25 protein-coding genes are annotated in these 23,277 nt (G+C 63.7%); 20 read left to right on the top strand and 5 right to left on the bottom strand.

The features are described 5' to 3' along the window. Positions 1 to 92: 92 nt before the first annotated feature. From ACFW0H_RS14370 to hisC, 10 genes are all read left to right on the top strand, one after another. A complete protein-coding gene (locus ACFW0H_RS14370; protein ID WP_422914558.1) occupies positions 93 to 902 on the top strand; it encodes an ATP-binding cassette domain-containing protein in 810 nt (269 codons plus the stop codon). Continuing rightward, the gene (gene mlaE / locus ACFW0H_RS14365; protein WP_422914557.1) at positions 902 to 1,699 is read left to right on the top strand and encodes a lipid asymmetry maintenance ABC transporter permease subunit MlaE; all 798 of its coding nucleotides are present in this window, start codon (positions 902 to 904) and stop codon (positions 1,697 to 1,699) included. The genes ACFW0H_RS14370 and mlaE overlap by 1 nt, the downstream gene beginning before the upstream one ends. Beyond that, on the top strand, positions 1,699 to 2,166 hold the full coding sequence (mlaD, locus tag ACFW0H_RS14360; RefSeq protein ID WP_422914556.1) for an outer membrane lipid asymmetry maintenance protein MlaD: 468 nt from the start codon (positions 1,699 to 1,701) through the stop codon (positions 2,164 to 2,166). Before mlaE ends, mlaD begins: the two co-directional genes overlap by 1 nt. Before the next feature lie 11 nt (positions 2,167 to 2,177). Then, positions 2,178 to 2,825 (top strand): MlaC/ttg2D family ABC transporter substrate-binding protein, encoded by a 648-nt coding sequence (locus ACFW0H_RS14355; protein ID WP_422914555.1) that lies wholly within the window; start codon positions 2,178 to 2,180, stop codon positions 2,823 to 2,825. Beyond that, the gene (locus tag ACFW0H_RS14350) at positions 2,818 to 3,129 is read left to right on the top strand and encodes an STAS domain-containing protein (protein ID WP_422914554.1); all 312 of its coding nucleotides are present in this window, start codon (positions 2,818 to 2,820) and stop codon (positions 3,127 to 3,129) included. Before ACFW0H_RS14355 ends, ACFW0H_RS14350 begins: the two co-directional genes overlap by 8 nt. 109 nt (positions 3,130 to 3,238) lie before the next feature. Next, positions 3,239 to 3,478, top strand: coding sequence for a BolA family protein (locus ACFW0H_RS14345; protein WP_422914553.1), 240 nt, complete (start codon positions 3,239 to 3,241; stop codon positions 3,476 to 3,478). A 20-nt stretch (positions 3,479 to 3,498) separates the two neighbouring features. After that, on the top strand, positions 3,499 to 4,764 hold the full coding sequence (murA, locus tag ACFW0H_RS14340; RefSeq protein ID WP_422914552.1) for a UDP-N-acetylglucosamine 1-carboxyvinyltransferase: 1,266 nt from the start codon (positions 3,499 to 3,501) through the stop codon (positions 4,762 to 4,764). 88 nt (positions 4,765 to 4,852) lie between these two features. Next, positions 4,853 to 5,488, top strand: a complete 636-nt coding sequence (gene hisG, locus ACFW0H_RS14335; protein ID WP_422914551.1) for an ATP phosphoribosyltransferase — start codon at positions 4,853 to 4,855, stop codon at positions 5,486 to 5,488. 123 nt (positions 5,489 to 5,611) lie between these two features. Continuing rightward, positions 5,612 to 6,925, top strand: a complete 1,314-nt coding sequence (gene hisD, locus ACFW0H_RS14330; protein ID WP_422914550.1) for a histidinol dehydrogenase — start codon at positions 5,612 to 5,614, stop codon at positions 6,923 to 6,925. Between the two features lie 2 nt (positions 6,926 to 6,927). After that, the gene (gene hisC, locus ACFW0H_RS14325; protein ID WP_422914549.1) at positions 6,928 to 7,980 is read left to right on the top strand and encodes a histidinol-phosphate transaminase; all 1,053 of its coding nucleotides are present in this window, start codon (positions 6,928 to 6,930) and stop codon (positions 7,978 to 7,980) included. Between the two features lie 138 nt (positions 7,981 to 8,118). Here hisC and algW read toward each other — a convergent pair whose 3' ends face one another. Further along, a complete protein-coding gene (gene algW, locus ACFW0H_RS14320) occupies positions 8,119 to 9,270 on the bottom strand; it encodes a Do family serine endopeptidase AlgW (RefSeq protein WP_422914548.1) in 1,152 nt (383 codons plus the stop codon). Positions 9,271 to 9,381: 111 nt separating this feature from the next. Here algW and ACFW0H_RS14315 point away from each other — a divergent pair, with 111 nt between their 5' ends. From ACFW0H_RS14315 to cysN, 4 genes are all read left to right on the top strand, one after another. After that, positions 9,382 to 10,140 carry a Nif3-like dinuclear metal center hexameric protein gene (locus ACFW0H_RS14315; RefSeq protein WP_422914547.1) on the top strand — a complete coding sequence of 253 codons (759 nt, stop codon included), beginning with the start codon at positions 9,382 to 9,384 and terminating at the stop codon, positions 10,138 to 10,140. 149 nt (positions 10,141 to 10,289) lie between these two features. Beyond that, on the top strand, positions 10,290 to 11,207 hold the full coding sequence (gene cysD, locus ACFW0H_RS14310) for a sulfate adenylyltransferase subunit CysD (RefSeq protein ID WP_069082310.1): 918 nt from the start codon (positions 10,290 to 10,292) through the stop codon (positions 11,205 to 11,207). A 48-nt stretch (positions 11,208 to 11,255) separates the two neighbouring features. Beyond that, positions 11,256 to 11,597: a four helix bundle protein gene (locus ACFW0H_RS14305; protein WP_422914546.1), complete on the top strand. Its 342-nt coding sequence runs from the start codon at positions 11,256 to 11,258 to the stop codon at positions 11,595 to 11,597. 51 nt (positions 11,598 to 11,648) lie between these two features. Next, on the top strand, positions 11,649 to 13,550 hold the full coding sequence (cysN, locus tag ACFW0H_RS14300; protein ID WP_422914545.1) for a sulfate adenylyltransferase subunit CysN: 1,902 nt from the start codon (positions 11,649 to 11,651) through the stop codon (positions 13,548 to 13,550). A gap of 90 nt (positions 13,551 to 13,640) precedes the next feature. Here cysN and ACFW0H_RS14295 read toward each other — a convergent pair whose 3' ends face one another. Then, positions 13,641 to 14,081 (bottom strand): Z-ring associated ZapG family protein, encoded by a 441-nt coding sequence (locus ACFW0H_RS14295; protein ID WP_422914544.1) that lies wholly within the window; start codon positions 14,079 to 14,081, stop codon positions 13,641 to 13,643. Between the two features lie 129 nt (positions 14,082 to 14,210). Here ACFW0H_RS14295 and ACFW0H_RS14290 point away from each other — a divergent pair, with 129 nt between their 5' ends. The 3 genes from ACFW0H_RS14290 (at position 14,211) to zapE (ending at position 17,400) form a co-directional block, all read left to right on the top strand. Beyond that, positions 14,211 to 14,837, top strand: a complete 627-nt coding sequence (locus ACFW0H_RS14290; RefSeq protein ID WP_422914543.1) for an alpha/beta hydrolase — start codon at positions 14,211 to 14,213, stop codon at positions 14,835 to 14,837. Between the two features lie 29 nt (positions 14,838 to 14,866). Further along, positions 14,867 to 16,210: a tryptophan--tRNA ligase gene (locus ACFW0H_RS14285; RefSeq protein ID WP_422914542.1), complete on the top strand. Its 1,344-nt coding sequence runs from the start codon at positions 14,867 to 14,869 to the stop codon at positions 16,208 to 16,210. A 95-nt stretch (positions 16,211 to 16,305) separates the two neighbouring features. Further along, positions 16,306 to 17,400 carry a cell division protein ZapE gene (gene zapE, locus ACFW0H_RS14280; protein WP_422914541.1) on the top strand — a complete coding sequence of 365 codons (1,095 nt, stop codon included), beginning with the start codon at positions 16,306 to 16,308 and terminating at the stop codon, positions 17,398 to 17,400. Positions 17,401 to 17,487: 87 nt separating this feature from the next. Here the strand turns inward: zapE and ACFW0H_RS14275 are convergent, their stop codons facing one another. After that, positions 17,488 to 18,441: a hypothetical protein gene (locus ACFW0H_RS14275; protein WP_422914712.1), complete on the bottom strand. Its 954-nt coding sequence runs from the start codon at positions 18,439 to 18,441 to the stop codon at positions 17,488 to 17,490. Between the two features lie 166 nt (positions 18,442 to 18,607). Continuing rightward, positions 18,608 to 19,606: a GlxA family transcriptional regulator gene (locus ACFW0H_RS14270; protein WP_459077302.1), complete on the bottom strand. Its 999-nt coding sequence runs from the start codon at positions 19,604 to 19,606 to the stop codon at positions 18,608 to 18,610. Positions 19,607 to 19,761: 155 nt separating this feature from the next. Here ACFW0H_RS14270 and ACFW0H_RS14265 point away from each other — a divergent pair, with 155 nt between their 5' ends. After that, a complete protein-coding gene (locus tag ACFW0H_RS14265) occupies positions 19,762 to 20,901 on the top strand; it encodes an acyl-CoA dehydrogenase family protein (RefSeq protein WP_422914540.1) in 1,140 nt (379 codons plus the stop codon). Between the two features lie 48 nt (positions 20,902 to 20,949). Here the strand turns inward: ACFW0H_RS14265 and ACFW0H_RS14260 are convergent, their stop codons facing one another. Further along, positions 20,950 to 21,987: an NADP(H)-dependent aldo-keto reductase gene (locus ACFW0H_RS14260; protein WP_422914539.1), complete on the bottom strand. Its 1,038-nt coding sequence runs from the start codon at positions 21,985 to 21,987 to the stop codon at positions 20,950 to 20,952. Positions 21,988 to 22,261: 274 nt separating this feature from the next. Here ACFW0H_RS14260 and rplM point away from each other — a divergent pair, with 274 nt between their 5' ends. Beyond that, a complete protein-coding gene (rplM, locus tag ACFW0H_RS14255) occupies positions 22,262 to 22,690 on the top strand; it encodes a 50S ribosomal protein L13 (protein ID WP_016490991.1) in 429 nt (142 codons plus the stop codon). 15 nt (positions 22,691 to 22,705) lie between these two features. Then, positions 22,706 to 23,098, top strand: a complete 393-nt coding sequence (rpsI, locus tag ACFW0H_RS14250; RefSeq protein ID WP_003448478.1) for a 30S ribosomal protein S9 — start codon at positions 22,706 to 22,708, stop codon at positions 23,096 to 23,098. Positions 23,099 to 23,277 lie beyond the last annotated feature (179 nt).

Below are 23,277 nucleotides of genomic sequence, written 5' to 3'. Positions count from 1 at the left end.
ATAGTTCGCCCCTTGTTCGGCCCGTCCTGGGCGGGGTGTCCTTGCGTCGGGGCGCGTCGTCTTTCAGGGAGGCTGTATCGCAAGGAGTCTAGATGAGCGCCGAAAACGCCTATGCCGTGGAATTGAAGGGGGTTACCTTCAAGCGCGGTACGCGAAGCATTTTCCAAGATGTCGATATCCGCATCCCGCGCGGCAAGGTCACCGGCATCATGGGGCCTTCCGGCTGCGGCAAGACCACATTGCTGCGCTTGATCGCCGCCCAGCTCAAGCCCGCCAGCGGCGAAGTCTGGGTCAATGGCCAGAACCTGCCGAAGCTGTCGCGGGCCGATCTGTTCGACATGCGCAAGGAATTCGGGGTGCTGTTCCAGAGCGGTGCCCTGTTCACCGACCTGGATGTGTTCGAGAACGTTGCCTTTCCGCTACGGGTGCATACCAAGCTCCCCGAGGAAATGATTCGTGACATCGTCCTGATGAAACTTCAGGCCGTCGGCCTGCGCGGCGCCATCGACCTGATGCCGGATGAGCTTTCCGGCGGCATGAAGCGCCGCGTGGCACTGGCGCGCGCCATCGCCCTGGACCCGCAGATCCTGATGTACGACGAACCGTTCGTCGGGCAGGATCCCATCGCCATGGGCGTACTGGTGCGGCTGATCCGCCTGCTCAACGATGCCCTTGGCATCACCAGCATCGTGGTCTCCCACGATCTCGCGGAAACCGCCAGCATCGCCGACTACCTCTATGTGGTGGGCGATGCCCAGGTCCTGGGGCAGGGTACGCCCGAAGAGCTGATGAATTCCGATAACCCGCGTATCCGCCAGTTCATGAAAGGCATTCCGGATGGCCCGGTACCCTTCCATTTCCCGGCGCCTGATTACCGCAAAGACCTGCTGGGGGGGCGCTGATGCGCAAGAAGTCCTTGCTCGAGCGCATTCGCCTGCTCGGGCGTTCCGGTCTCGACGTGGTGGAGGCGCTGGGGCGCTCCACGCTGTTCCTGATACACGCGCTGTTCGGTCGTACCGGTGTTGGCCAAGGCTTTCACCTGCTGGTCAAGCAGCTCTACGCGGTCGGTGTGCTGTCGCTGGCGATCATCGTCGTCTCCGGCGTCTTCATCGGCATGGTGCTGGCCCTGCAGGGCTACAACATCCTGGTCGACTACGGCTCCGAGCAGGCGGTGGGGCAGATGGTCGCCCTGACCCTGCTGCGTGAGCTGGGCCCGGTGGTGACCGGCCTGCTCTTCGCCGGCCGCGCGGGCTCCGCGCTGACCGCCGAGATCGGCAATATGAAAGCCACCGAGCAGCTTTCCAGCCTGGAGATGATCGGCGTCGACCCGCTCAAGTACATCATTGCGCCTCGCCTCTGGGCAGGTTTCATCTCGATGCCGCTGCTGGCGATGATCTTCAGCGTGGTGGGCATCTGGGGCGGCGCCATGGTGGCCGTGGACTGGCTGGGAGTGTATGAAGGCTCTTTCTGGTCCAACATGCAGAACAGTGTCGAATTCACCGAGGATGTGCTGAACGGCGTGATCAAGAGCGTCGTGTTCGCCTTCGTGGTGACCTGGATCGCCGTGTTCCAGGGTTATGACTGCGAGCCGACCTCGGAAGGGATCAGCGTCGCAACGACTAAAACCGTGGTCTACGCCTCGCTGGCCGTGCTGGGGCTGGACTTCATCCTGACCGCTTTGATGTTTGGAGATTTCTGATGCAAATCCGCACCTTGGAGATTGGTGTCGGCCTGTTCCTCCTGGCCGGTCTTCTGGCCTTGCTGCTTCTGGCCCTGCGGGTCAGCGGTCTGTCCTATGGCGCAAGTGACGATACCTACAAACTTTATGCGCACTTCGACAATATCGCCGGTCTGACTGTCAGAGCCAAGGTAACCATGGCCGGCGTCACCATCGGCAAGGTCACCGCCATCGACCTGGATCGCGACAGCTATACCGGTCGCGTGACGATGGAAGTCGAGAAGCGCGTGGACAACCTGCCCGTGGACTCGACCGCGTCCATTCTCACTGCCGGCCTGCTGGGCGAGAAGTACATCGGTATCAGCGTCGGCGGCGACGAGGAGCTGTTGAAGGAAGGCGGTACCATCCGTGACACCCAGTCGGCCCTGGTGCTGGAAGACCTGATCGGCAAGTTCCTGCTGAACACGGTCAACAAAGAAAGCAAATGAGGATTCGAGACATGATCAAAGCCCTGCGTAACGGCCTGCTGGTGTTGCTGGCGGCTCTGCCTCTGCTGGCCACCGCTGCACCGAGCGCGCACGAAATCATCCAGAAGACCACCGACCAGTTGCTGACCGACCTCAAGGCCAACAAAGAGCAATACCGCAGCGACCCGAATGCCTTCTACGACTCCCTGAATCGCATCCTCGGCCCGGTGGTGGACGCCGACGGTATTTCGCGCAGCATCATGACCGTGAAGTACTCGCGCAAGGCCACGCCCGAGCAGATGACCCGTTTCCAGGAGAACTTCAAGCGCAGCCTGATCCAGTTCTACGGAAACGCCCTGCTGGAATACGACAACCAGAACATCCGCGTGCTGCCTGCCAAGAAGGAAGACCCCGAGCGCACCAGCGTAGGCATGGAAGTCACCGGTCGCAGCGGCACCATCTACCCGGTTTCCTACACCATGGTGAACGTCAACGGGCAGTGGATGCTGCGTAACGTGATCATCAACGGCATCAATATCGGCAAGCTGTTCCGCGACCAGTTCGCCGACGCCATGCAGCGCAATGGCAACGACCTGGACAAGACCATCAACGGCTGGGCCGATGTGGTGGCCAAGGCCAAGGAATCCGAGGAAGCCAAGCAGGCGAAAGGCAATGAGTGATGCCCGCATCGAACAGACCGTGCCGGGCGAGCTGCGCCTGGTCGGCGTGCTCGATCACGGCACCGGGCCGCAGCTGCGCGAAACGGGCAGGCAACTGATCCGCGCGAGCAATGGCGCCAACCGCCTGGTGCTGGACTGTTCGGCGGTGGAGAAGAGCAGCAGCGTGGGTCTCGCTCTGCTGCTCGCCTTCATGCGGGATGCCGAGGCCGCGGGCAAGACATTGACGCTGCGCGGTCTGCCCGAGGACATGCGGCAGATCTCCGAGGTTTCCGGATTGACCGAGCTGCTGCCCACAGAGGCCTGAGCCGGTCCAACGGCCCTCCGTCAGGCCCCGCGTGCGCGGGGTTCGCAGGCGGGGGGCTTTTTTGTATCATGGCCGACCCGCGCGCGTTGGGCGCCGATTGAGGTTGAGCATGCAGGCCGTAGAAGTGAAAAGCCTCCTGGAGGCGAAACTCCCAGGTACCCAGGTGGAAGTCGAAGGGGAAGGCTGCAATTTCCAGTTGAACCTGATCAATGACGAGCTGGCCGGCCTGAGCCCGGTGAAGCGTCAACAGCAGGTTTACGCCCACCTGAACGCCTGGATCGCCGATGGCAGCATCCATGCCGTCACCATGAAATTCTTCAGCCGCGCCGCCTGGGCCGAGCGTTCCTGAGCTCAGCTGCCGAGAGAACTATGGACAAACTGATTATTACCGGCGGTCAACGCCTCGACGGCGAAATCCGCATTTCCGGCGCCAAGAACTCCGCGCTGCCGATCCTCGCCGCCACCCTGCTGGCCGACACGCCGGTTACCGTGGCCAACCTGCCGCACCTGCACGACATCACCACCATGATCGAGCTCTTCGGTCGCATGGGCGTGCAGCCCGTGATCGATGAGAAGCTGGCGGTCGAGGTCGACGCCAGCAGCATCAAGACCCTGGTGGCGCCGTACGAGCTGGTCAAGACCATGCGTGCCTCCATCCTGGTGCTCGGTCCCATGGTGGCCCGCTTCGGCGAAGCCGAAGTGGCCCTGCCCGGCGGTTGCGCCATCGGCTCGCGCCCGGTGGACCTGCACATCCGCGGCCTCGAGGCCATGGGTGCGAAGATCGATGTCGAAGGCGGCTACATCAAGGCCCGTGCTCCGGCCGGTGGGCTGCGCGGCGCCAACTTCTTCTTCGATACCGTCAGCGTGACCGGCACCGAGAACATCATGATGGCTGCGGCCCTGGCCAACGGCCGCAGCGTGCTGCAGAACGCCGCCCGCGAGCCGGAAGTGGTCGACCTGGCCAACTGCCTGATCGCCATGGGCGCGCAGATCCACGGCGCCGGTACCGACACCATCACCATCGATGGCGTCAAGCGCCTGGGCGGTGCTCGCTATAACGTGATGCCCGACCGTATCGAAACCGGTACCTACCTGGTGGCGGCCGCCGCTACCGGCGGCCGGGTGAAGCTCAAGGACACCGATCCGACCATCCTCGAAGCCGTGCTGCAGAAGCTGGAAGAGGCGGGTGCCCACATCAACACCGGCAACAACTGGATCGAGCTGGACATGAAGGGCAACCGCCCGAAAGCGGTCAACCTGCGTACCGCGCCGTACCCGGCGTTCCCCACCGATATGCAGGCCCAGTTCATCTCCATGAACGCCGTGGCCGAAGGCACCGGTGCGGTGATCGAGACCGTGTTCGAGAACCGCTTCATGCACGTCTATGAAATGAACCGCATGGGCGCGCAGATCCTGGTTGAAGGCAACACCGCCATCGTTACCGGCGTGCCGAAGCTCAAGGGCGCCCCGGTGATGGCAACCGACCTGCGGGCTTCCGCCAGCCTGGTGATCGCCGGTCTGGTGGCCGAGGGCGACACCCTGATCGACCGCATCTACCACATCGACCGTGGTTACGAGTGCATCGAAGAAAAACTGCAGTTGCTCGGCGCCAAGATCCGTCGCGTACCGGGCTAGGTCGCAATGCTGGCCGGCCCTGAACGGGGCCGGTCACGCTGACCGTGCAACAGGCCCTGATGGGCCGTAGCCAAGGAAATCCAGTTTCATGCTCACCATCGCGCTGTCCAAGGGCCGTATTCTCGACGACACCCTGCCGTTGCTCGCCGAAGCCGGTATCGTCCCCACCGAGAATCCGGACAAGAGCCGCAAGCTGATCATCCCCACCACCCAGGAGGATGTGCGCCTGCTCATCGTGCGTGCCACCGACGTGCCGACCTATGTCGAGCATGGCGCGGCCGACCTCGGCGTCGCCGGCAAGGACGTGCTGATGGAGTACGGCGGCCAGGGCCTGTACGAGCCCCTGGACCTGAAGATTGCCCGCTGCAAGCTGATGACCGCCGGTGCAGTCGGTGTGCCCGAGCCCAAAGGGCGCCTGCGCGTGGCCACCAAGTTCGTCAACGTCGCCAAGCGCTACTACGCCGAGCAGGGCCGCCAGGTGGACGTGATCAAACTGTACGGCTCCATGGAGCTGGCACCGCTGGTAGGTCTGGCCGACAAGATCATTGACGTGGTCGACACCGGCAACACCCTGCGCGCCAACGGCCTGGAACCCCAGGAACTGATCGCCACCATCAGCTCGCGGCTGATCGTCAACAAGGCATCGATGAAGATGCAGCACGGGCGTATCCAGGCGTTGATCGACGTACTGCGCAACGCCGTCGAGTCTCGACACCAAAACTGACACCTTGAGTGCGGCCCAGCGCCGCACGCGCCTATCCGTGTCATAGCCAATATTCTCGGGTGCCCGCACGGTGGGCTTGCTACTCTAGCGGCGCCCGAGCATTTGCCATTCATGAGGCCCGCTATGACCGCTCCTATCGCCATCCGCCGACTCAATGCCGCTGATCCGGATTTCGCGCGACACCTGGATCATCTGCTGAGCTGGGAAAGCGTGTCCGACGACGCGGTCAACCAACGGGTCCTCGATATCATCCAGGCCGTGCGCGAGCGCGGTGACGCCGCGGTGGTGGAATTCACCCAGCGCTTCGACGGCGTGCAGGCCGCCTCCATGGCCGAGCTGATCCTGCCGCGCGAGCGCCTGGAGCTGGCCCTGACCCGGATCACCCCCGAGCAGCGCAAGGCCCTGGAAACCGCCGCTGCCCGCGTGCGCAGCTACCACGAGAAGCAGAAGCAGGACTCCTGGACCTACACCGAGGCCGACGGCACCGTGCTGGGCCAGCAGGTCACCCCGCTGGATCGCGCCGGCCTCTATGTGCCGGGCGGCAAGGCGTCCTATCCCTCGTCCGTGCTGATGAACGCGATTCCTGCCAAGGTCGCCGGAGTCGCCGAGGTGGTGATGGTGGTGCCGACCCCGCGCGGTGAGATCAATGAAATCGTCCTCGCCGCGGCCTGCGTGGCCGGCGTTGACCGTGTCTTCACCATCGGCGGCGCCCAGGCCGTGGCCGCACTGGCCTATGGCACCGAAAGCGTGCCCCAGGTGGACAAGATCGTCGGTCCCGGCAACATCTACGTCGCCACCGCCAAGCGCCACGTATTCGGCCAGGTGGGCATCGACATGATCGCCGGCCCGTCGGAAATCCTCGTGGTCTGCGACGGCGAGACCGATCCGAACTGGATCGCCATGGACCTGTTCTCTCAGGCCGAGCACGACGAGGACGCCCAGGCCATCCTGGTCAGTCCCGACGCCGCCTTCCTCGACAAGGTGGCCACCAGCATCGACAAGCTGCTGCCCACCATGGAGCGTGCCGAGATCATCCGCACCTCGCTGCAGAACCGTGGCGCGCTGATTCTGGTCGCCGACCAGGCCCAGGCCTGCCAGGTGGCCAACCGCATCGCCCCCGAGCACCTGGAGCTGTCGGTGGCCGACCCGCAGGCCTGGCTGCCGCAGATCCGCCACGCCGGCGCCATCTTCATGGGGCGCTACACCGCCGAAGCCCTGGGCGACTACTGTGCCGGCCCGAACCACGTCCTGCCGACTTCCGGCACCGCGCGTTTCTCCTCGCCGCTCGGCGTGTATGACTTCCAGAAGCGTTCGTCGATCATCTTCTGTTCGGCCGATGGCGCGTCCGAACTGGGCAGGACCGCGTCCGTGCTGGCCCGTGGCGAGTCGCTGACCGCCCACGCACGCAGCGCCGAATATCGAATCAAGGGGGAGTGAGCATGAGCAAGTTCTGGAGTCCCTTCGTCAAGGACCTGGTGCCTTACGTTCCGGGCGAGCAGCCCAAGCTGGCCAAACTGGTCAAGCTGAACACCAACGAGAATCCCTATGGCCCGTCGCCCAAGGCGATAGCGGCCATGCAGGCCGAAGTGGGCGATAACCTGCGGCTCTACCCGGACCCGAACAGCGATCGCCTGAAGCATGCGGTGGCCGACTACTACGGCGTGCAGCCCAGCCAGGTGTTCGTCGGCAACGGCTCGGACGAAGTCCTGGCCCACGCCTTCCACGGCCTGTTCCAGCACGGCGAGCCGCTGCTGTTCCCCGACGTGAGCTACAGCTTCTACCCGGTCTACTGCGGGCTCTATGGCATTCCTTTCGAGGCGGTGCCGCTGGATGAGCAATTCCAGATCCGGGTCGAGGACTACGCGCGCCCCAACGGCGGTATCGTTTTCCCCAATCCCAACGCACCCACCGGCTGCCTGCTGGCACTGGAGGCCATCGAGCGTCTGCTGCAGGCCAACCCGGATTCGGTGGTGCTGGTGGATGAGGCCTACATCGACTTCGGCGGCCTGACCGCCATCAGTCTGGTGGATCGCTACCCGAACCTGCTGGTGACCCAGACCCTGTCCAAGTCCCGTTCCCTGGCGGGCCTGCGGGTGGGCCTGGCAGTGGGCCATCCGGACCTGATCGAGGCGCTGGAGCGGATCAAGAACAGCTTCAACTCCTACCCGCTGGACCGCATGGCCATCGCCGGCGCGGCGGTGGCCTTCGAGGACACGGCCTACTTCGAGGAAACCTGCCGCAAGGTGATCGACAGCCGCGAGAAGCTGGTGGCTGAACTGGGCAAGCTGGGCTTCCAGGTGCTGCCTTCGGCCGCCAACTTCGTCTTCGCCCGCCACCCGCAAAAGGATGCCGCCGGCATCGCCGCCGGCCTGCGTGAGCAGGGCGTGATCGTGCGGCACTTCAAGCAGGAGCGCATTGCCCAGTTCCTGCGCATCACCGTCGGTACGCCGGAGCAGAACCAGGCATTGCTGGATGCGCTGGGTAGACTGTGATCCCCGGTGAGGGACAAAAAAGCCGAGGCCATTGCCTCGGCTTTTTCTTGGGCGCTTGTTAGCGAGCCTTAGTGCCTGCCGCAGGCATGTTCCAATCTTGAAACGAAGAACGGCGCCCTGGGGCGCCGTTCGCATGAATCAGTTGCCGCCGTTGCTGCTGGCCGGCGGGCGGACGCCGACCTCGGCGGTCAGGTCCAGTTCCTGGCCGTTGCGCATCACCTGGATGGCGACCTTCTCGCCCGGGTGGGTGCGGGCGACCTGGTTCATCGACTTGCGGCCATCGCCGGCCGGCTCGCCATCGATGCTGAGGATTATGTCGCCCGGTTGCAGGGTGGCGCGTTGGGCCGGGCTGTCGCGGTAAATGCCGGCGACGACGATTCCTGGGCGGCCTTCCAGGCCGAAGGATTCGGCCAGTTCCGGGGTCAGCGGCTGGACTTCGATGCCGAGCCAGCCACGGATGACCTGGCCGTGCTCGATGATCGCCTTCATCACCTCCAGCGCCAGCTTGGTCGGGATGGCGAAGCCGATGCCCTGGGAACCGCCGGACTTGGAGAAGATCGCGGTGTTGATGCCGATCAGGTTGCCGCTGGCATCCACCAGGGCGCCGCCGGAATTGCCAGGGTTGATCGCCGCGTCGGTCTGGATGAAGTCCTCGTAGGTATTCAGGCCCAGCTGATTGCGGCCGGTGGCGCTGATGATGCCCATGGTCACGGTCTGGCCGACGCCGAAGGGGTTGCCGATGGCGAGGGCGACGTCGCCGATACGGATGTTGTCCGAGCGGCCGAGGGTGATGGGCGGCAGGTCCTTGAGGTCGATCTTCAGTACTGCGAGGTCGGTTTCCGGGTCGCTGCCCACCAGGCGTGCCAGGGTTTCGCGGCCGTCCTTGAGGGCTACCACTATCTGGTCGGCGCCGGCGGTCACATGGTTATTGGTGAGCAGATAGCCTTCGGGGCTCATGATCACCGCCGAACCCAGGCTCGACTCCATGCGCCGCTGGCGGGGCAGGTTGTCACCGAAGAAGCGGCGGAACTGCGGGTCCTCGAACAGCGGGTGGGCCGGCTTGCTGACCATCTTGGTGGTGTAGAGGTTGGCCACGGCGGGGGATGCGCTGGTCACGGCATCGGCATAGGAGTCCGGCCCCTGGCGGGTGAAGTTGAACTTGGGCGCTTCCTGCAGATGCACTTCCTCGCGGGGCAGGCCGACCCAGTCCGGGTATTGCTGGATGATCAGCAGTGCAACGAGCACGCCGACAATCAGGGGCCAGCCGATAAATCGCAGGGCCTTGAGCATCGAGGGGGAATCCTGAGGGTTGCGAGGGGCAGGGGTGCCCCTTAAGGTGGCGCCATTATACGAGGGCGCGTGTCAAAAACGAGTCGTCCGAAACAGCTTGTGAGGAATGCCATGGCCATTGCCCTGAACACCCTGGTGGAAGAAGCGGAGCGCTATCTGAACGCCTCGCGCATCCAGGATTACTGCCCCAACGGCCTGCAGGTCGAGGGGCGTCCCCAGGTCAGCCGGATCGTCACTGGCGTCACCGCCAGCCAGGCGTTGCTGGACGCAGCGGTGGAGGCTGAGGCCGACGTGATCCTGGTGCACCACGGCTACTTCTGGAAAGGCGAGAATCCGTGCGTGGTGGGTATGAAGCAGCGTCGTCTGAAGACCCTGCTGGCCAACGACATCAGCCTGTTGGCCTATCACCTGCCCCTGGATGTGCACCCCGAAGTCGGCAACAACGTGCAGCTGGCGCGTCAGTTGGACATCATTGTCGAAGGCCCGCTGGAACCGGACAACCCGCGTACCGTCGGGCTGATCGGCTCCCTGGCCGAGCCCATGACCGCCAGAGACTTCACCCGCCGTGTGCGTGAGGTGCTGGGGCGCGAGCCGTTGCTGGTCGAGGGTGAACGGATGATCAGCCGGATCGGCTGGTGTACCGGCGGCGGCCAGGGCTATATCGACCAGGCCATCGCCGCGGGCGTCGACCTGTACCTGACCGGCGAGGCCTCGGAGCAGACCTTCCACAGTGCGCGGGAGAACGGCATCAGCTTCATCGCTGCCGGCCACCACGCCACCGAGCGCTACGGGATACAGGCGCTGGGGGATTACCTGGCGCGGCGCTTCGCCCTCGAACACCTCTTCATCGATTGCCCGAATCCCGTGTGATGCGCGGCCTGCAGGCACCTATCGGGCAGGTATATCGCTAGATTGTTTCGATCTAACCAGGTCCCTCAATAGAATGAGGGGCTGTGTTAGAGTGCCGCTTCGTCCACGGCCCGCCGGCCGTCGTATCAGAAAGACCTTCGTGAGTAGCCATGCTCGATAAACTGACGCACCTGAAACAGCTGGAGGCGGAGAGCATCCACATCATTCGTGAAGTGGCCGCCGAATTCGACAACCCGGTGATGCTCTACTCCATCGGCAAAGACTCCGCCGTCATGCTGCACCTGGCGCGCAAGGCGTTCTTCCCCGGCAAGCTGCCGTTCCCGGTCATGCACGTCGATACCCGCTGGAAGTTCCAGGAGATGTACAGCTTCCGCGACAAGATGGTCGCCGAGATGGGCCTGGACCTGATCACCCACGTGAATCCGGAAGGCGTCGCCCAGGGCATCAACCCCTTCACCCATGGCAGCGCGAAGCATACCGACGTGATGAAGACCGAGGGCCTCAAGCAGGCGCTCGACAAGTACGGCTTCGACGCAGCCTTCGGCGGCGCCCGCCGCGACGAGGAGAAGTCCCGCGCCAAGGAGCGCGTCTACTCCTTCCGCGACAGCAAGCACCGCTGGGACCCGAAGAACCAGCGCCCCGAGCTGTGGAACGTCTACAACGGCAAGGTGAAGAAGGGCGAATCGATCCGCGTCTTCCCGCTGTCCAACTGGACCGAGCTGGACATCTGGCAATACATCTATCTGGAACAGATCCCGATCGTCCCGCTGTACTTCGCCGCCGAGCGCGAGGTCATCGAGAAGAACGGCACGCTGATCATGATCGACGACGAGCGCATCCTCGAGCACCTCTCCGACGAAGAGAAAGCACGCATCGAGAAGCGCATGGTGCGTTTCCGCACCCTCGGCTGCTACCCGCTGACCGGCGCGGTGGAATCCACGGCGACCACGTTGCCGGAAATCATCCAGGAAATGCTCCTGACCCGAACTTCCGAACGCCAGGGGCGGGTCATCGACCACGACGCCGCCGGGTCGATGGAAGAGAAAAAACGTCAGGGGTATTTCTAAGCCACAAGCTGCAAGCGACAAGCTTCAAGTGGAGCGGAGCCCGGGGAAATGGATTTCGAACGACTCGAAGTCTGGCAGCGGGCCAGGCAACTGGCCGTCCAGGTCTTTCAGGCGTTGCGTGACTGCCGTGATTACGGCTTTCGGGATCAAGTAGGCCGTTCGGCACTATCCGTCCCCAGCAATATTGCCGAGGGCATGGAGCGAGGGAGTGGCAGAGAGAAATGCCATTACCTGCGTATCGCCAAGGGCTCTTGCGCCGAGCTTCGTACGCAACTCCTGATAGGCAGTGATATCGGCTATATCCCCGAGCCGCTTGCAACTCAGTGGATACAGGAAACCCGCGAGCTTTCCAGAATGCTCAGTGGGTTGATCAACAGAATTTCAGGCTAGCTGCATGCTTTTAGCTTGCCGCTTGAAGCTTGCAGCTTGGAGCGACGAAGAATGAGTCATCAATCCGATCTGATCAGCGAGGATATCCTCGCCTACCTGGCCCAGCACGAACGCAAGGAACTGCTGCGCTTTCTCACCTGCGGCAACGTCGATGACGGCAAGAGCACCCTGATCGGGCGCCTGCTGCACGACTCCAAGATGATCTACGAAGACCATCTGGAAGCCATTACCCGCGATTCGAAGAAAGTCGGCACCACCGGTGACGACGTCGACCTGGCGCTGCTGGTCGATGGCCTGCAGGCCGAGCGCGAGCAGGGCATCACCATCGACGTGGCGTATCGCTACTTCAGCACCGCCAAGCGCAAGTTCATCATTGCCGACACCCCCGGCCATGAGCAGTACACCCGCAACATGGCCACCGGCGCGTCGACCTGCGACCTGGCCATCATCCTCGTCGACGCCCGCTACGGCGTGCAGACCCAGACCCGCCGGCACAGCTACATCGCGTCGCTGCTGGGGATCAAGCACATCGTCGTCGCGGTCAACAAGATGGACCTGAAGGACTTCGATCAGGGCGTCTTCGAAGCGATCAAGGCCGACTACCTGCAGTTCGCCGAACGCATCAAGCTCAATCCCACCTCGATCCACTTCGTGCCGATGTCGGCGCTGAAGGGCGACAACGTGGTCAACAAGAGCGAGCGTTCGCCCTGGTACTCCGGTCAGTCGCTGATGGAAATCCTCGAGACCGTGGAAATCGCTGGCGACCGCAACGTCTCCGACATGCGCTTCCCGGTGCAGTACGTGAACCGCCCGAACCTGAACTTCCGCGGTTTCGCCGGCACCCTGGCCAGCGGCATCGTGCGCAAGGGCGACGACGTGGTGGCCCTGCCGTCGGGCAAGGGCAGCCGGATCAAGTCCATCGTCACCTTCGAGGGCGAACTTGAGCAGGCCGGTCCGGGCCAGGCCGTTACCCTGACCCTGGAAGACGAGATCGACGTGTCCCGCGGCGACATGCTGGTGCACGCTGACAACCAGCCCGAGGTGGTCGACGGCTTCGACGCCATGCTGGTGTGGATGTCCGAGGAGCCGATGCTCCCGGGCAAGAAGTACGACATCAAGCGCGCCACCAGCTACGTGCCGGGTTCCATCCCGAGCATCGCGCACAAGGTGGACGTGAACACCCTCGAGGAAACCGCTGCCAGCAGCCTGCAGCTGAACGAGATCGCCAAGGTCAAGGTCAGCCTGGATGCGCCCATCGCCCTCGATGGCTACGAGCAGAACCGCACCACCGGTGCCTTCATCGTCATCGACCGCCTGACCAATGGCACCGTCGGCGCCGGCATGATCATCGCCGACCCGCAGGCCGGGCGTAATGTCCAAGGCCACCATGGCAAGCAGGCCCACGTGTCTCCCGAGGAGCGTGCCGCGCGCTTCGGCCAGAAGCCGGCTACCGTGCTGTTCAGCGGCCTCTCCGGCGCCGGCAAGAGCACCCTGGCCTATGCCGTGGAGCGCAAGCTGTTCGACATGGGCCGCGCCGTCTACGTGCTGGATGGTCAGAATCTGCGCCACGACCTGAACAAGGGGCTGCCGCAGGATCGCGCTGGCCGTACCGAGAACTGGCGCCGCGCCGCCCACGTCGCCCGTCAGTTCAACGAAGCCGGCATGCTGACCCTGGCTGCTTTCGTCGCCCCCGATGCCGAAGGCCGCGAGCAGGCCAAGGCGCTGATCGGCGCCGAGCGCCTGATCACCGTGTACGTCCAGGCATCGCCCATGGCCTGCCGCGAGCGCGACCCCCAGGGTCTATACGCTGCCGGTCAGGACAACATCCCGGGCGAGTCCTTCCCCTTCGACGTCCCGCTGGATGCCGACCTGGTGATCGACACCCAGTCCACCAATGTGGAAGAGGGTGTGAAGCAGGTGCTGGATCTGCTCCGCGAACGCGGCGCGATCTAAACGGCCCGGTAACGAAAAGCCCCGCAGATGCGGGGCTTTTTGTTGGCTTGCAGTTCGGCCGGCCGGGTGCCCGGCTCAGCCGAAGGGGAATCAGTACTTGCCTTTCAGGCCGAAGGTCTCGTCCAGGGTGCCGGGAGCGTCCGGCGCCTTGGGCGCATAGTCCTTGGGTGCCTCGTTGCTCTTCGGCGGAGTCAGGCGCTCGCGCGGGCTGGCGGCCTCGTCGGCGTGCAGCGCGGCCAGCAGGCGCTGGCGGGTCAGCTCGTCCAGGGCCAGGCGGCTGGCGCCCTCGGAGAGGTGCTCCTGCACTTCCTGGTAGCTCTGGGTGAGCTTCTTCACCAGGTTGGCAGTGGTGTTGAAGTGGGTGACCACCTCGCTCTGGTACGTATCGAAGCGTTCCTGCAGGTCATCCAGTTGGCGCTGCGTCCGGCCCGGGGCGGCGTTGGGCACCAGACGGGCGATCAGGAAACCGATGCCGATACCGGCGAGCAGGGTCAAGACTGGTAGCAACCAGATGATGAGCGACTGTTCCACGAGTCCTTCCTCTATAAGCGGCTTTGCTTTACGTTAACGGCTCGAATCCGCGCTGTATACCGCGACGCAAGCCCTGTTGTGCTAATCCAAGACGAGTCGACCCGCCACGGGGTCACGGAGTTTCCCTAGTTGAGCCGCGAAAACCCTCTTCTGCTCGATGGCCCCTGTGGCCAGCTCGAAGCGCTGCATCTCGATCTGCCGGAGGCCCGGGGCCTGGCGCTGATCTGCCATCCCAACCCGGTGCAGGGCGGCACCATGCTCAACAAGGTGGTTTCCACCCTGCAGCGCACCGCCCGTGACGCGGGCTACAGCACCCTGCGCTTCAACTATCGGGGCGTCGGCGCCAGTGCCGGCAGCCATGACATGGACACCGGCGAGGTGGACGATGCCGAAGCCGTCGCCCACTGGTTCCGCGCCCAGCGCCCGGAGCTGCCGCTGACCCTGCTCGGATTCTCCTTCGGCGGCTTCGTCGCCGCCACTCTCGCCGGGCGCCTGGAGCGCCAGGGCATCCCGGTGCCGCGCCTGTTCATGGTGGCGCCCGCGGTGATGCGCATGACCGCGGACCAGCCACTACCCGAAGGCGGTGAGCTGACGGTGATCCAGCCCGACGCCGACGAGGTCGTACCGCCCCAGGCGGTCTACGACTGGTCCGCCGGCCTGACGCGCCCCCATGAGCTGCTGAAAGTGGCAGAATGCGGGCACTTCTTCCACGGCAAGCTGACCGATCTCAAGGACCTGGTCCTGCCGCGTCTCTGATTCCGAACGAAGTCCGACAAGCGAACACCATGACCACTCGTATCCTCACCGGCATCACCACCACCGGCACGCCGCACCTCGGCAACTACGCGGGCGCCATTCGCCCGGCCATCGTTGCCAGCCGCGCCAGCGACGTCGATTCCTTCTACTTCCTGGCCGACTACCACGCCCTGATCAAGTGCGACGACCCGGCCCGCATCCAGCGTTCGCGCCTGGAAATCGCCGCCACCTGGCTGGCCTGCGGCCTGGATACCGACAAGGCGACCTTCTACCGCCAATCCGACATTCCCGAGATCCCCGAGCTCACCTGGCTGCTCACCTGCGTCAGCGCCAAGGGCCTGCTCAACCGCGCCCATGCCTACAAGGCCTCGGTGGACAAGAACCTGGAGAACGGTGAAGACCCGGATGCCGGCGTCACCATGGGCCTGTACAGCTACCCGGTGCTGATGGCGGCGGACATCCTGATGTTCAACGCCCACAAGGTGCCGGTCGGCCGCGACCAGATTCAGCACGTGGAGATGGCCCGCGACATCGGCCAGCGCTTCAACCACCTGTTCGGCGCCGGCCGCGAATTCTTCACCCTGCCGGAAGCGGTGATCGAGGAAGAAGTGGCCACCTTGCCTGGTCTCGACGGCCGCAAGATGTCCAAGAGCTATGACAACACCATCCCGTTGTTCGGCAGCGCCAAACAGCTGAAGGACGCCATCGCGCGCATCGTCACCGACTCCCGCGCGCCGGGCGAGCCGAAGGATCCGGACAACTCCCACCTGTTCACCCTCTACCAGGCCTTTGCCACCCCGGCGCAGCTTGCCGAGTTCCGTGCCGACCTGCTGGCCGGCCTCGCCTGGGGCGAAGCCAAGCAACGCCTGTTCCAGTTGCTCGACAACGAGTTGGGCGAAGCTCGCGAGCGCTACCAGGCGCTGATCGAGCGTCCGTCCGACCTGGAGGACATCCTCCTCGCCGGCGCCGCCAAGGCCCGCAGGATTGCCACGCCCTTCCTCGGCGAATTGCGCGAGGCCGTTGGCCTGCGCTCCTTCCGCACCAGTGTGCAGGCCGGTGAAGTGAAGAAGAAGGCGGCCAAGAGTGCGCGCTTCGTCAGCTTCCGCGACGAGGACGGCAGTTTCCGCTTCCGGCTGCTGGACGCCGATGGCGAGCAACTGCTGCTGTCCCGTTCCTTCGCCGATGGCAAGGCCGCGGGCCAGGTCAGCAAGCGACTGCAGGCCGGCGATGAACTGGATCTGCGCGTCGAGGGCGAAACCTTCGGTATCTGGCTGGACGACGAGCAGGTGGCGACCAGCCCGGCCTTCGCCGATGACGCCGCCCGCGATGCGGCCATCCAGCGCCTGTACACGGCCCTCGCACCCCAGGAATAACTGTCTTTCCAGCGGCCGACACTGCCGGCCGATTGCCAATCCACGGGGCAGGCTCTAAAGTACCTGCCCCGTTTTTCGTTGCCTTGCTACCGATCATGACCCCCCTCGAGCGCTACCAGGCCGATTTGAAGCGGCCGGACTTCTTCCACGACGCTGCCCAGGAAAACGCTGTTCGTCATTTGCAGCGGCTGTATGACGACCTGATCGCCGACGACCGCGGCAAGCCTGGTCTGCTTGGCAGCCTGTTCGGCAAGAAGCGCCAGGGCCCCGTGAAGGGCCTCTACTTCTGGGGCGGCGTCGGTCGCGGCAAGACCTACCTGGTGGATACCTTCTACGACGCGCTGCCGTTCAAGCAGAAGATGCGTACCCACTTCCACCGCTTCATGAAGCGCGTCCACGAGGAGATGAAGACCCTCAAGGGCGAGAAGAACCCCCTGACCATCATCGGCAAGCGTTTCGCCGACGAAGCCCGGGTGATCTGCTTCGACGAATTCTTCGTGTCGGATATCACCGACGCCATGATTCTGGCCACGCTCCTCGAGGAGCTGTTCAAGAATGGCGTCAGCCTGGTGGCGACCTCCAACATCGTCCCCGACGGCCTCTACAAGGACGGCCTGCAGCGCGCGCGCTTCCTGCCGGCGATCGCCCTGCTCAAGGAGCACACGGATATCGTCAACGTCGACAGCGGCGTGGACTACCGCCTGCGCGCCCTGGAGCAGGCCGAGCTGTTCCACTTCCCGCTGGACGCCGAGGCCGAGGCCAGCCTGAGCCGCAGTTTCAAGAGCCTGCTGCCGGACTGCACCATGGCCCAGGAAGACGAAGCCCTGATGATCGAAAACCGCGAGATCCGCGCCGTGCGCGTCTGCGAAGACGTCGCCTGGTTCGAGTTCCGCGAGCTCTGCGACGGCCCGCGCAGCCAGAACGACTACATCGAGCTGGGCAAGATCTTCCACGCGGTGATCCTCGCCAACGTCGAGCAGATGGGCGTGACCAAGGACGACATGGCGCGGCGCTTCATCAACCTGGTGGACGAGTTCTACGACCGCAACGTGAAGCTGATCATCTCCGCCGAGGTGGAGCTGAAGGACCTGTATTCGGGCGGTCGCCTGAACTTCGAGTTCCAGCGCACCCTGAGCCGCCTGCTGGAGATGCAGTCCCACGAATTCCTGTCGCGGCCGCACAAACCCTAACGGCAGCGGCAAGCTACAAGCTACAAGCTGCAAGACCGATCTCTTGAAGCTTGTAGCTTGTCACTTGCAGCTCCGGCCTCCGGCCGGCTAGTTCTGCTCCTGCTGCTTCAGCAGTTGCTGCGCATGGGCGACCTCCAGGGCCTCCATGGCATTGATCGGCTTGATCGATACGGCCTTCTTCAGGTGTTCCAGCACCTTGCTCTCCTCATCTTCGCCATAGCTGTAGACCAGGGCGTTGGCGTATTCGTAGTGGCCGATGGGCAGGTCGCTGGCGGCCGTGAAGGAGCGGGCGAAGTACTGCTCCATCTTTTCCGGGCTGACCCCATAGGTCATCTTGCCCACCAGCGTGCCCACCTTGCGGATCACGCCGGCTTCATAGCCACCGTAGAGGGCGAGGGCAAAGGGTTGCTGCGGCTGGCGGGCCAGCAGGGCGTCCAACTCCTCGGGAATCTGGCTGGTGTAGCCGCGCTTGAGCACCACCGCAACCGGCAACTCCTCGCCCAGGCGGGCCTTGGCGTAGGCGCGGCCGAACTGGGCGACCACATCGGCCTTGACCAGGTCGCCGGCCTCGTCGGTGTAGCGGATCACTTCTTCCAGCAACCGGTGCTTCTCAGCCTGGTCCGGCACCAGGAACAGGGCGTAGACCACCTGGGCGAACATCGCCGGCACCTGGCCGCCGACACCCAGGGCCAGGCCCTGCTTCTTGGCTTCGGCGAAGTCGCCGCGGAACATCAGGCGCCAGACGTCCTGCAGTTTGGCCGCGTAGGCCTCGGCGTCCTCGGGCTTGCCGGTGAAGCCGGTATTGCCGGTCACGGTCAGCTCCAGCGCCTTGGGGTATTTCGTGGCCATGCTCACCACCCAGTCGGCATCCGGGTAGGGGTAGTCGGGGCCGAAACCGCGGGTCAGGCGCGGCCAGGCCTGGCGCAGCTTGTCGCCGGAATAGTCATAGGCGGCCTGGTTGTAGGGAAAGGGTTTCCAGTTCTCGTCCGCAACAGCGGTGAGGCTGCAGGCGGCCAGCAGGACAAGCAGGTAGCGGCGCATGGCGATGGACCTTTTCTTGTTGTCGTCCGCCCGCGCCGGGTTGGCGCGGGTGCGGGCGTCCCGATCGGGCATGGGTCGATCATAGGGCGGCGCCGGCCGAGGCCAACCCATCCTTGGGATGGCCGCGCTACCAACGTGAAAACGTCACGAGCGAGCGCAGTAGCTTTTACTCGCCTTTCTGCTGGTACTGGCGTCGATACTGGTTTGGCGACAGCTGGGTGTGCTGGCGAAACAGGCGGGCGAAGAAGCTGGCGTCGTCGTAGCCCACTTCGTAACTGATGGTTTTGATGCTCTTGCGGGTGGCCGAGAGCAGCCCCTTGGCCGTTTCGATGCGTAGCCGCTGCAGGTAGTGCAGGGGCTTGTCGCCGGTGGCGGCCTGGAACCGGCGCATGAAGTTGCGAATGCTCATGCCGTGGTCGCGGGCGACGTCCTCGAAGCGGAACTTGTCGGCGAAGTGTTCCTCCAGCCAACGCTGGATCTGCAGGATGGTCATGTCGTGGTGCAGCTTCTGCCCGCCGAAGCCGATGCGCCCCGGGGTGTAGCTGCGCTGGACTTCGTAGAGGATGTCGCGGGCGACCGCCTGGGCGATGCTGACGCCACAGAAGCGTTCGATCAGGTAAATGTACAGGTCGCAGGCCGAGGTAACGCCACCGGCGCAATAGAGGTTGTCGGCGTCGGACAGGTGTTTTTCCTGGTTCAACAGCACCTTCGGGAAGCGTTCGGCGAACTCGCCGAAGAAGCGCCAGTAGGTGGTGGCTTCCTTGCCGTCCAGCAGGCCGGCCTGGGCCATCCAGAATACCCCGTAAGCCTCGCCGCAGATGGCGCTGCCGGCGGCATGGCGCTCGCGCAGCCAGTCACAGACCTGTGGATAACGTGCGAGCAGGGCGTCGAAGTCGCCCCAGAAGGTCGGAATAATGACGATGTCCGCTGCATCCAGTGGACCGTCCACCGGAATGCGCACTTCGCTGAAGCTGCCCACGGGATGGCCGTCGGGGCTGACCAGGCGAGTCTGGAAGGCGGGGGTCAGGCCCTTTCCCTGCAGCTTGCCGAAGCGAAGGCTGGCCATGTGAAAGAAGTCCTTGGCCTGCATCAGGGTGGAGGCGAAGACACCTTCGGTGGCCAGGATGCTGACCTGCCGAAGGGTGGGGGGCTGCGTCGTGGTCATGGTGTTGTTCTTATTAGGGGAAAGCGGTCATTCTTCGGCTGGATCGTCTTATTTTTTGTCCTAAGTGTCCAGTATGGCGGGGGAGGGGACTAGCCTAGAGTCGTTGGCCTCCGCCTCTCCCAGCAACGACATGAATACCGACTCCAGGTGAAGCCATGATTCCAAGAACCTTGTTCAGCTCCGATCACGAACTCTTCCGCGACAGCGTGCGCAAGTTCCTCGAACAGGAGGCGGTGCCCTATCACCAGCAGTGGGAAAAGGACGGGCATATCGATCGCGCCCTCTGGAACAAGGCTGGCGAGGCAGGGATGCTCTGCTCGCACATCCCGGAAGAATATGGCGGCATGGGCGCCGATTTTCTCTACAGCGCAGTGGTGATCGAGGAGATCGGTCGCCTGGGCCTGACCGGTATCGGCTTCTCGCTCCATTCGGACATAGTCGCGCCCTACATCCTTCACTACGGCTCCGAGGCGCAGAAAAAGAACTACTTGCCCAAGCTGGTCAGCGGCGAACTGGTGACCGCCATCGCCATGACCGAGCCCGGCGCCGGCTCCGACCTCCAGGGCGTCAAGACCACTGCGGTGCTCGATGGTGACGAATACGTCATCAACGGTTCCAAAACCTTCATCACCAACGGCTTTCTCGCCGACCTGGTGATAGTGGTGGCCAAGACCGATCCCAAGGCCGGTGCCAAGGGCACCAGTCTGTTCCTGGTCGAGGCGGGCACCCCGGGCTTCGCCAAAGGCAAGCGCTTGGAAAAAGTGGGCATGAAGGCCCAGGACACCTCCGAGCTGTTCTTCCAGGACGTCCGCGTACCCAAGGAAAACCTGCTGGGCCAGGCGGGCATGGGCTTCGCGTACCTGATGCAGGAGCTGCCGCAGGAGCGCCTGACCGTGGGCATCGGTGCGCTGGCTTCGGCCGAGGCGGCGCTCAAGTGGACCCTGGACTACACCCGCGATCGAAAGGCCTTCGGCAAATCCATCGCCGAATTCCAGAACACCCGCTTCAAGCTGGCGGAGATGGCCACCGAGATCCAGGTCGGGCGCGTCTTCGTCGACCGCTGCCTGGAATTGCACCTGGAGGGCAAGCTGGATGTGCCGACCGCGGCCATGCTCAAGTACTGGGGTACCGACCTGCAGTGCAAGGTGCTGGACGAGTGCGTGCAACTGCACGGCGGCTACGGCTTCATGTGGGAATACGCGGTGGCGCGGGCCTGGGCCGATGCGCGGGTGCAGCGGATCTACGCCGGTACCAACGAAATCATGAAGGAAATCATCGCCCGCTCCCTCGTCTGAGGCAGCGAGTGGAAAAAGAAGCCCGGCATTCGCCGGGCTATTTCGTGCTCAGGGGGCCGGGTTCGGCTGGTCCTTGTGGATGGCGGCGATGCTCTCCAGTACCGCGTCGGACAACCTCAGCTCGGTGCTGCGCAGGTTGGCTTCCAGTTGCTCCAGCGAAGTGGCACCGATGATGTTGCTGGTCACGAAGGGCTGCGCCGTGACGAAGGCCAGGGCCATCTGCGCAGGGTCGAGTCCGTGTTCGCGGGCCAGTTGCACATAGCGCGAGCAGGCCGCCTGGGATTGCGGATTGGTGTAGCGCGTGAAGCGGCTGAACAGGGTGATCCGTGCATTGGCCGGTCGCGCGCCGTTCTCGTACTTGCCGGAAAGCATGCCGAAGGCCATCGGCGAGTAGGCCAACAGGCCGCACTGTTCGCGGAGCGCCACTTCGGCCAGGCCAATCTCGAAGCTGCGGTTGAGCAGGTTGTAGGGATTCTGGATCGACACGGTGCGAGGCAGGCCGCGCTGGTCGGCCAACTGGAGGAACTTCATGGCGCCCCAGGGAGTTTCGTTGGACAGGCCGATATGGCGGATCTTGCCGGCTTTGACCTGTTCGCCGAGGACTTCGAGAGTTTCCTGCAGCGGCGTGAAGTCTTCGCCCTTGTGCTGATAACCGAGCTGGCCGAAGAAGTTGGTGCTGCGCTCGGGCCAGTGCAGCTGGTAGAGGTCGATCCAGTCGGTCTTGAGGCGCTTGAGGCTGGCGTCCAGGGCGGCGGTGATGTGCTCGCGGTTGTGCTTCAGGTTGCCGCCGCGGATATGGCTGATACCGTTGCCGGGGCCGGCCACCTTGCTCGCCAGGATCCAGTCGGCGCGGTCGCCGCGCCTGGCGAACCAATTGCCGATGATGGTTTCGGTGGCGCTGTAGGTCTCCGCCCGCGGCGGCACCGGATACATCTCCGCCGTATCCATGAAGTTGATGCCGTAGGCCTTGGCGCGCTCGATCTGGGCGAAGGCGTCTGCCTCGGTGTTCTGCTCGCCCCAGGTCATGGTGCCCAGGCAAAGGCTGCTGACCTTGAGGTCGGTGCGGCCGAGTTGGCGGTATTCCATCGCTGCCTCCTTGGTTCAAGTGAAGAAGGCATGAAATCAGGTTGAAATTTTTCCTGCAATCGGCATAATTCCGCGGCTTTCTTCGCGGGGATGCCTAGCCTGCGGAGAAGGAAGGCGGGGATGCCTAGCCTGCCGAACAAACCTTTGCCGTAGCGGACGCGCTGACCCGAGCCCCCGATAGCGTCTGTTTCCGGCTGCCCTGTATTGCCAGGGCGAGCACTATTCAGTAAGATCCGCCGTCTTATTTTCAGGGCGGCCCCTGAGGCTATAGCGAATGAAGACTTTTACTGCAAAACCGGAAACTGTTAAGCGCGACTGGTACGTCGTCGACGCTGCAGGTCAGACCCTGGGTCGTCTGGCCACCGAAATTGCCAGCCGTCTGCGTGGCAAGCACAAGCCGGAATACACCCCGCACGTTGACACCGGCGACTACATCGTCGTGATCAACGCCGAGCAGGTACGTGTTACCGGTGCCAAGACCACCGACAAGATGTACTACTCTCACTCCGGCTTCCCGGGTGGCATCAAGGAAATCAACTTCGAGAAGCTGATTGCCAAGGCCCCCGAGCGCGTGATCGAGACCGCGGTAAAAGGCATGCTGCCGAAGAACCCGCTGGGCCGCGACATGTATCGCAAGCTGAAGGTGTACAAGGGTGCTGTTCACCCGCACACCGCTCAGCAGCCCCAAGAACTGAAGATTTAACGGGATAAGTTCATTATGTCGGCGACTCAAAACTACGGCACCGGCCGTCGCAAGACTGCTACCGCTCGCGTCTTCCTGCGTCCGGGCACTGGCAAGATTTCCATCAACAACCGCAGCCTGGATACCTTCTTCGGCCGCGAGACCGCTCGCATGGTCGTGCGTCAGCCGCTGGAGCTGACCGAGACCGTCGAGAAGTTCGACATCTACGTCACCGTCGTTGGCGGTGGTGTTAGCGGTCAGGCCGGCGCTATCCGCCACGGCATCACCCGCGCCCTGATCGAATACGACGAGACCCTGCGCAGCCCGCTGCGTAAGGCCGGCTACGTGACTCGCGACGCTCGCGAAGTTGAACGTAAGAAAGTCGGTCTGCGTAAAGCGCGTAAGCGTCCGCAGTACTCCAAGCGTTAATTCGACGCTTGCCAAAAGCGCCCAGTTTCTTCGGAACTGGGCGTTTTTTTATGCGCTGAAAGTTATGCCCTGCGACAGCTTGTCGCACTCCTGAATCCCCCGTCATTCAAGGCTTCTGGCCAATTTGTATCCGGCTATTACCTTGTCAGCAAAGGGGGTTTTCTTTACCATTTGGCGAA

Source organism: Metapseudomonas cellulosilytica (genome assembly GCF_049334135.1).
In the GTDB taxonomy this organism is placed as follows: domain Bacteria; phylum Pseudomonadota; class Gammaproteobacteria; order Pseudomonadales; family Pseudomonadaceae; genus Metapseudomonas.
The sequence above is the reverse complement of the archived record's forward strand: the minus strand, read 5'-3'. Positions and strand labels throughout refer to the sequence as shown.

Excerpts from the sequence above, each read along its gene's own strand:
- ACFW0H_RS14285 (WP_422914542.1), top strand. The coding sequence starts at position 14,867 with ATGACCACTCGTATCCTCACCGGCATCACCACCACCGGCACGCCGCAC.
- hisG (WP_422914551.1), top strand. The coding sequence starts at position 4,853 with ATGCTCACCATCGCGCTGTCCAAGGGCCGTATTCTCGACGACACCCTG.
- ACFW0H_RS14275 (WP_422914712.1), bottom strand. The coding sequence starts at position 18,441 with ATGCGCCGCTACCTGCTTGTCCTGCTGGCCGCCTGCAGCCTCACCGCT.
- ACFW0H_RS14350 (WP_422914554.1), top strand. The coding sequence starts at position 2,818 with ATGAGTGATGCCCGCATCGAACAGACCGTGCCGGGCGAGCTGCGCCTG.
- ACFW0H_RS14265 (WP_422914540.1), top strand. The coding sequence starts at position 19,762 with ATGATTCCAAGAACCTTGTTCAGCTCCGATCACGAACTCTTCCGCGAC.
- ACFW0H_RS14305 (WP_422914546.1), top strand. The coding sequence starts at position 11,256 with ATGGATTTCGAACGACTCGAAGTCTGGCAGCGGGCCAGGCAACTGGCC.
- ACFW0H_RS14355 (WP_422914555.1), top strand. The coding sequence starts at position 2,178 with ATGATCAAAGCCCTGCGTAACGGCCTGCTGGTGTTGCTGGCGGCTCTG.
- ACFW0H_RS14370 (WP_422914558.1), top strand. The coding sequence starts at position 93 with ATGAGCGCCGAAAACGCCTATGCCGTGGAATTGAAGGGGGTTACCTTC.
- mlaE (WP_422914557.1), top strand. The coding sequence starts at position 902 with ATGCGCAAGAAGTCCTTGCTCGAGCGCATTCGCCTGCTCGGGCGTTCC.
- mlaD (WP_422914556.1), top strand. The coding sequence starts at position 1,699 with ATGCAAATCCGCACCTTGGAGATTGGTGTCGGCCTGTTCCTCCTGGCC.
- murA (WP_422914552.1), top strand. The coding sequence starts at position 3,499 with ATGGACAAACTGATTATTACCGGCGGTCAACGCCTCGACGGCGAAATC.
- ACFW0H_RS14315 (WP_422914547.1), top strand. The coding sequence starts at position 9,382 with ATGGCCATTGCCCTGAACACCCTGGTGGAAGAAGCGGAGCGCTATCTG.
- algW (WP_422914548.1), bottom strand. The coding sequence starts at position 9,270 with ATGCTCAAGGCCCTGCGATTTATCGGCTGGCCCCTGATTGTCGGCGTG.
- ACFW0H_RS14270 (WP_459077302.1), bottom strand. The coding sequence starts at position 19,606 with ATGACCACGACGCAGCCCCCCACCCTTCGGCAGGTCAGCATCCTGGCC.
- hisC (WP_422914549.1), top strand. The coding sequence starts at position 6,928 with ATGAGCAAGTTCTGGAGTCCCTTCGTCAAGGACCTGGTGCCTTACGTT.
- cysD (WP_069082310.1), top strand. The coding sequence starts at position 10,290 with ATGCTCGATAAACTGACGCACCTGAAACAGCTGGAGGCGGAGAGCATC.
- ACFW0H_RS14260 (WP_422914539.1), bottom strand. The coding sequence starts at position 21,987 with ATGGAATACCGCCAACTCGGCCGCACCGACCTCAAGGTCAGCAGCCTT.
- rplM (WP_016490991.1), top strand. The coding sequence starts at position 22,262 with ATGAAGACTTTTACTGCAAAACCGGAAACTGTTAAGCGCGACTGGTAC.
- zapE (WP_422914541.1), top strand. The coding sequence starts at position 16,306 with ATGACCCCCCTCGAGCGCTACCAGGCCGATTTGAAGCGGCCGGACTTC.
- rpsI (WP_003448478.1), top strand. The coding sequence starts at position 22,706 with ATGTCGGCGACTCAAAACTACGGCACCGGCCGTCGCAAGACTGCTACC.
- hisD (WP_422914550.1), top strand. The coding sequence starts at position 5,612 with ATGACCGCTCCTATCGCCATCCGCCGACTCAATGCCGCTGATCCGGAT.
- cysN (WP_422914545.1), top strand. The coding sequence starts at position 11,649 with ATGAGTCATCAATCCGATCTGATCAGCGAGGATATCCTCGCCTACCTG.
- ACFW0H_RS14345 (WP_422914553.1), top strand. The coding sequence starts at position 3,239 with ATGCAGGCCGTAGAAGTGAAAAGCCTCCTGGAGGCGAAACTCCCAGGT.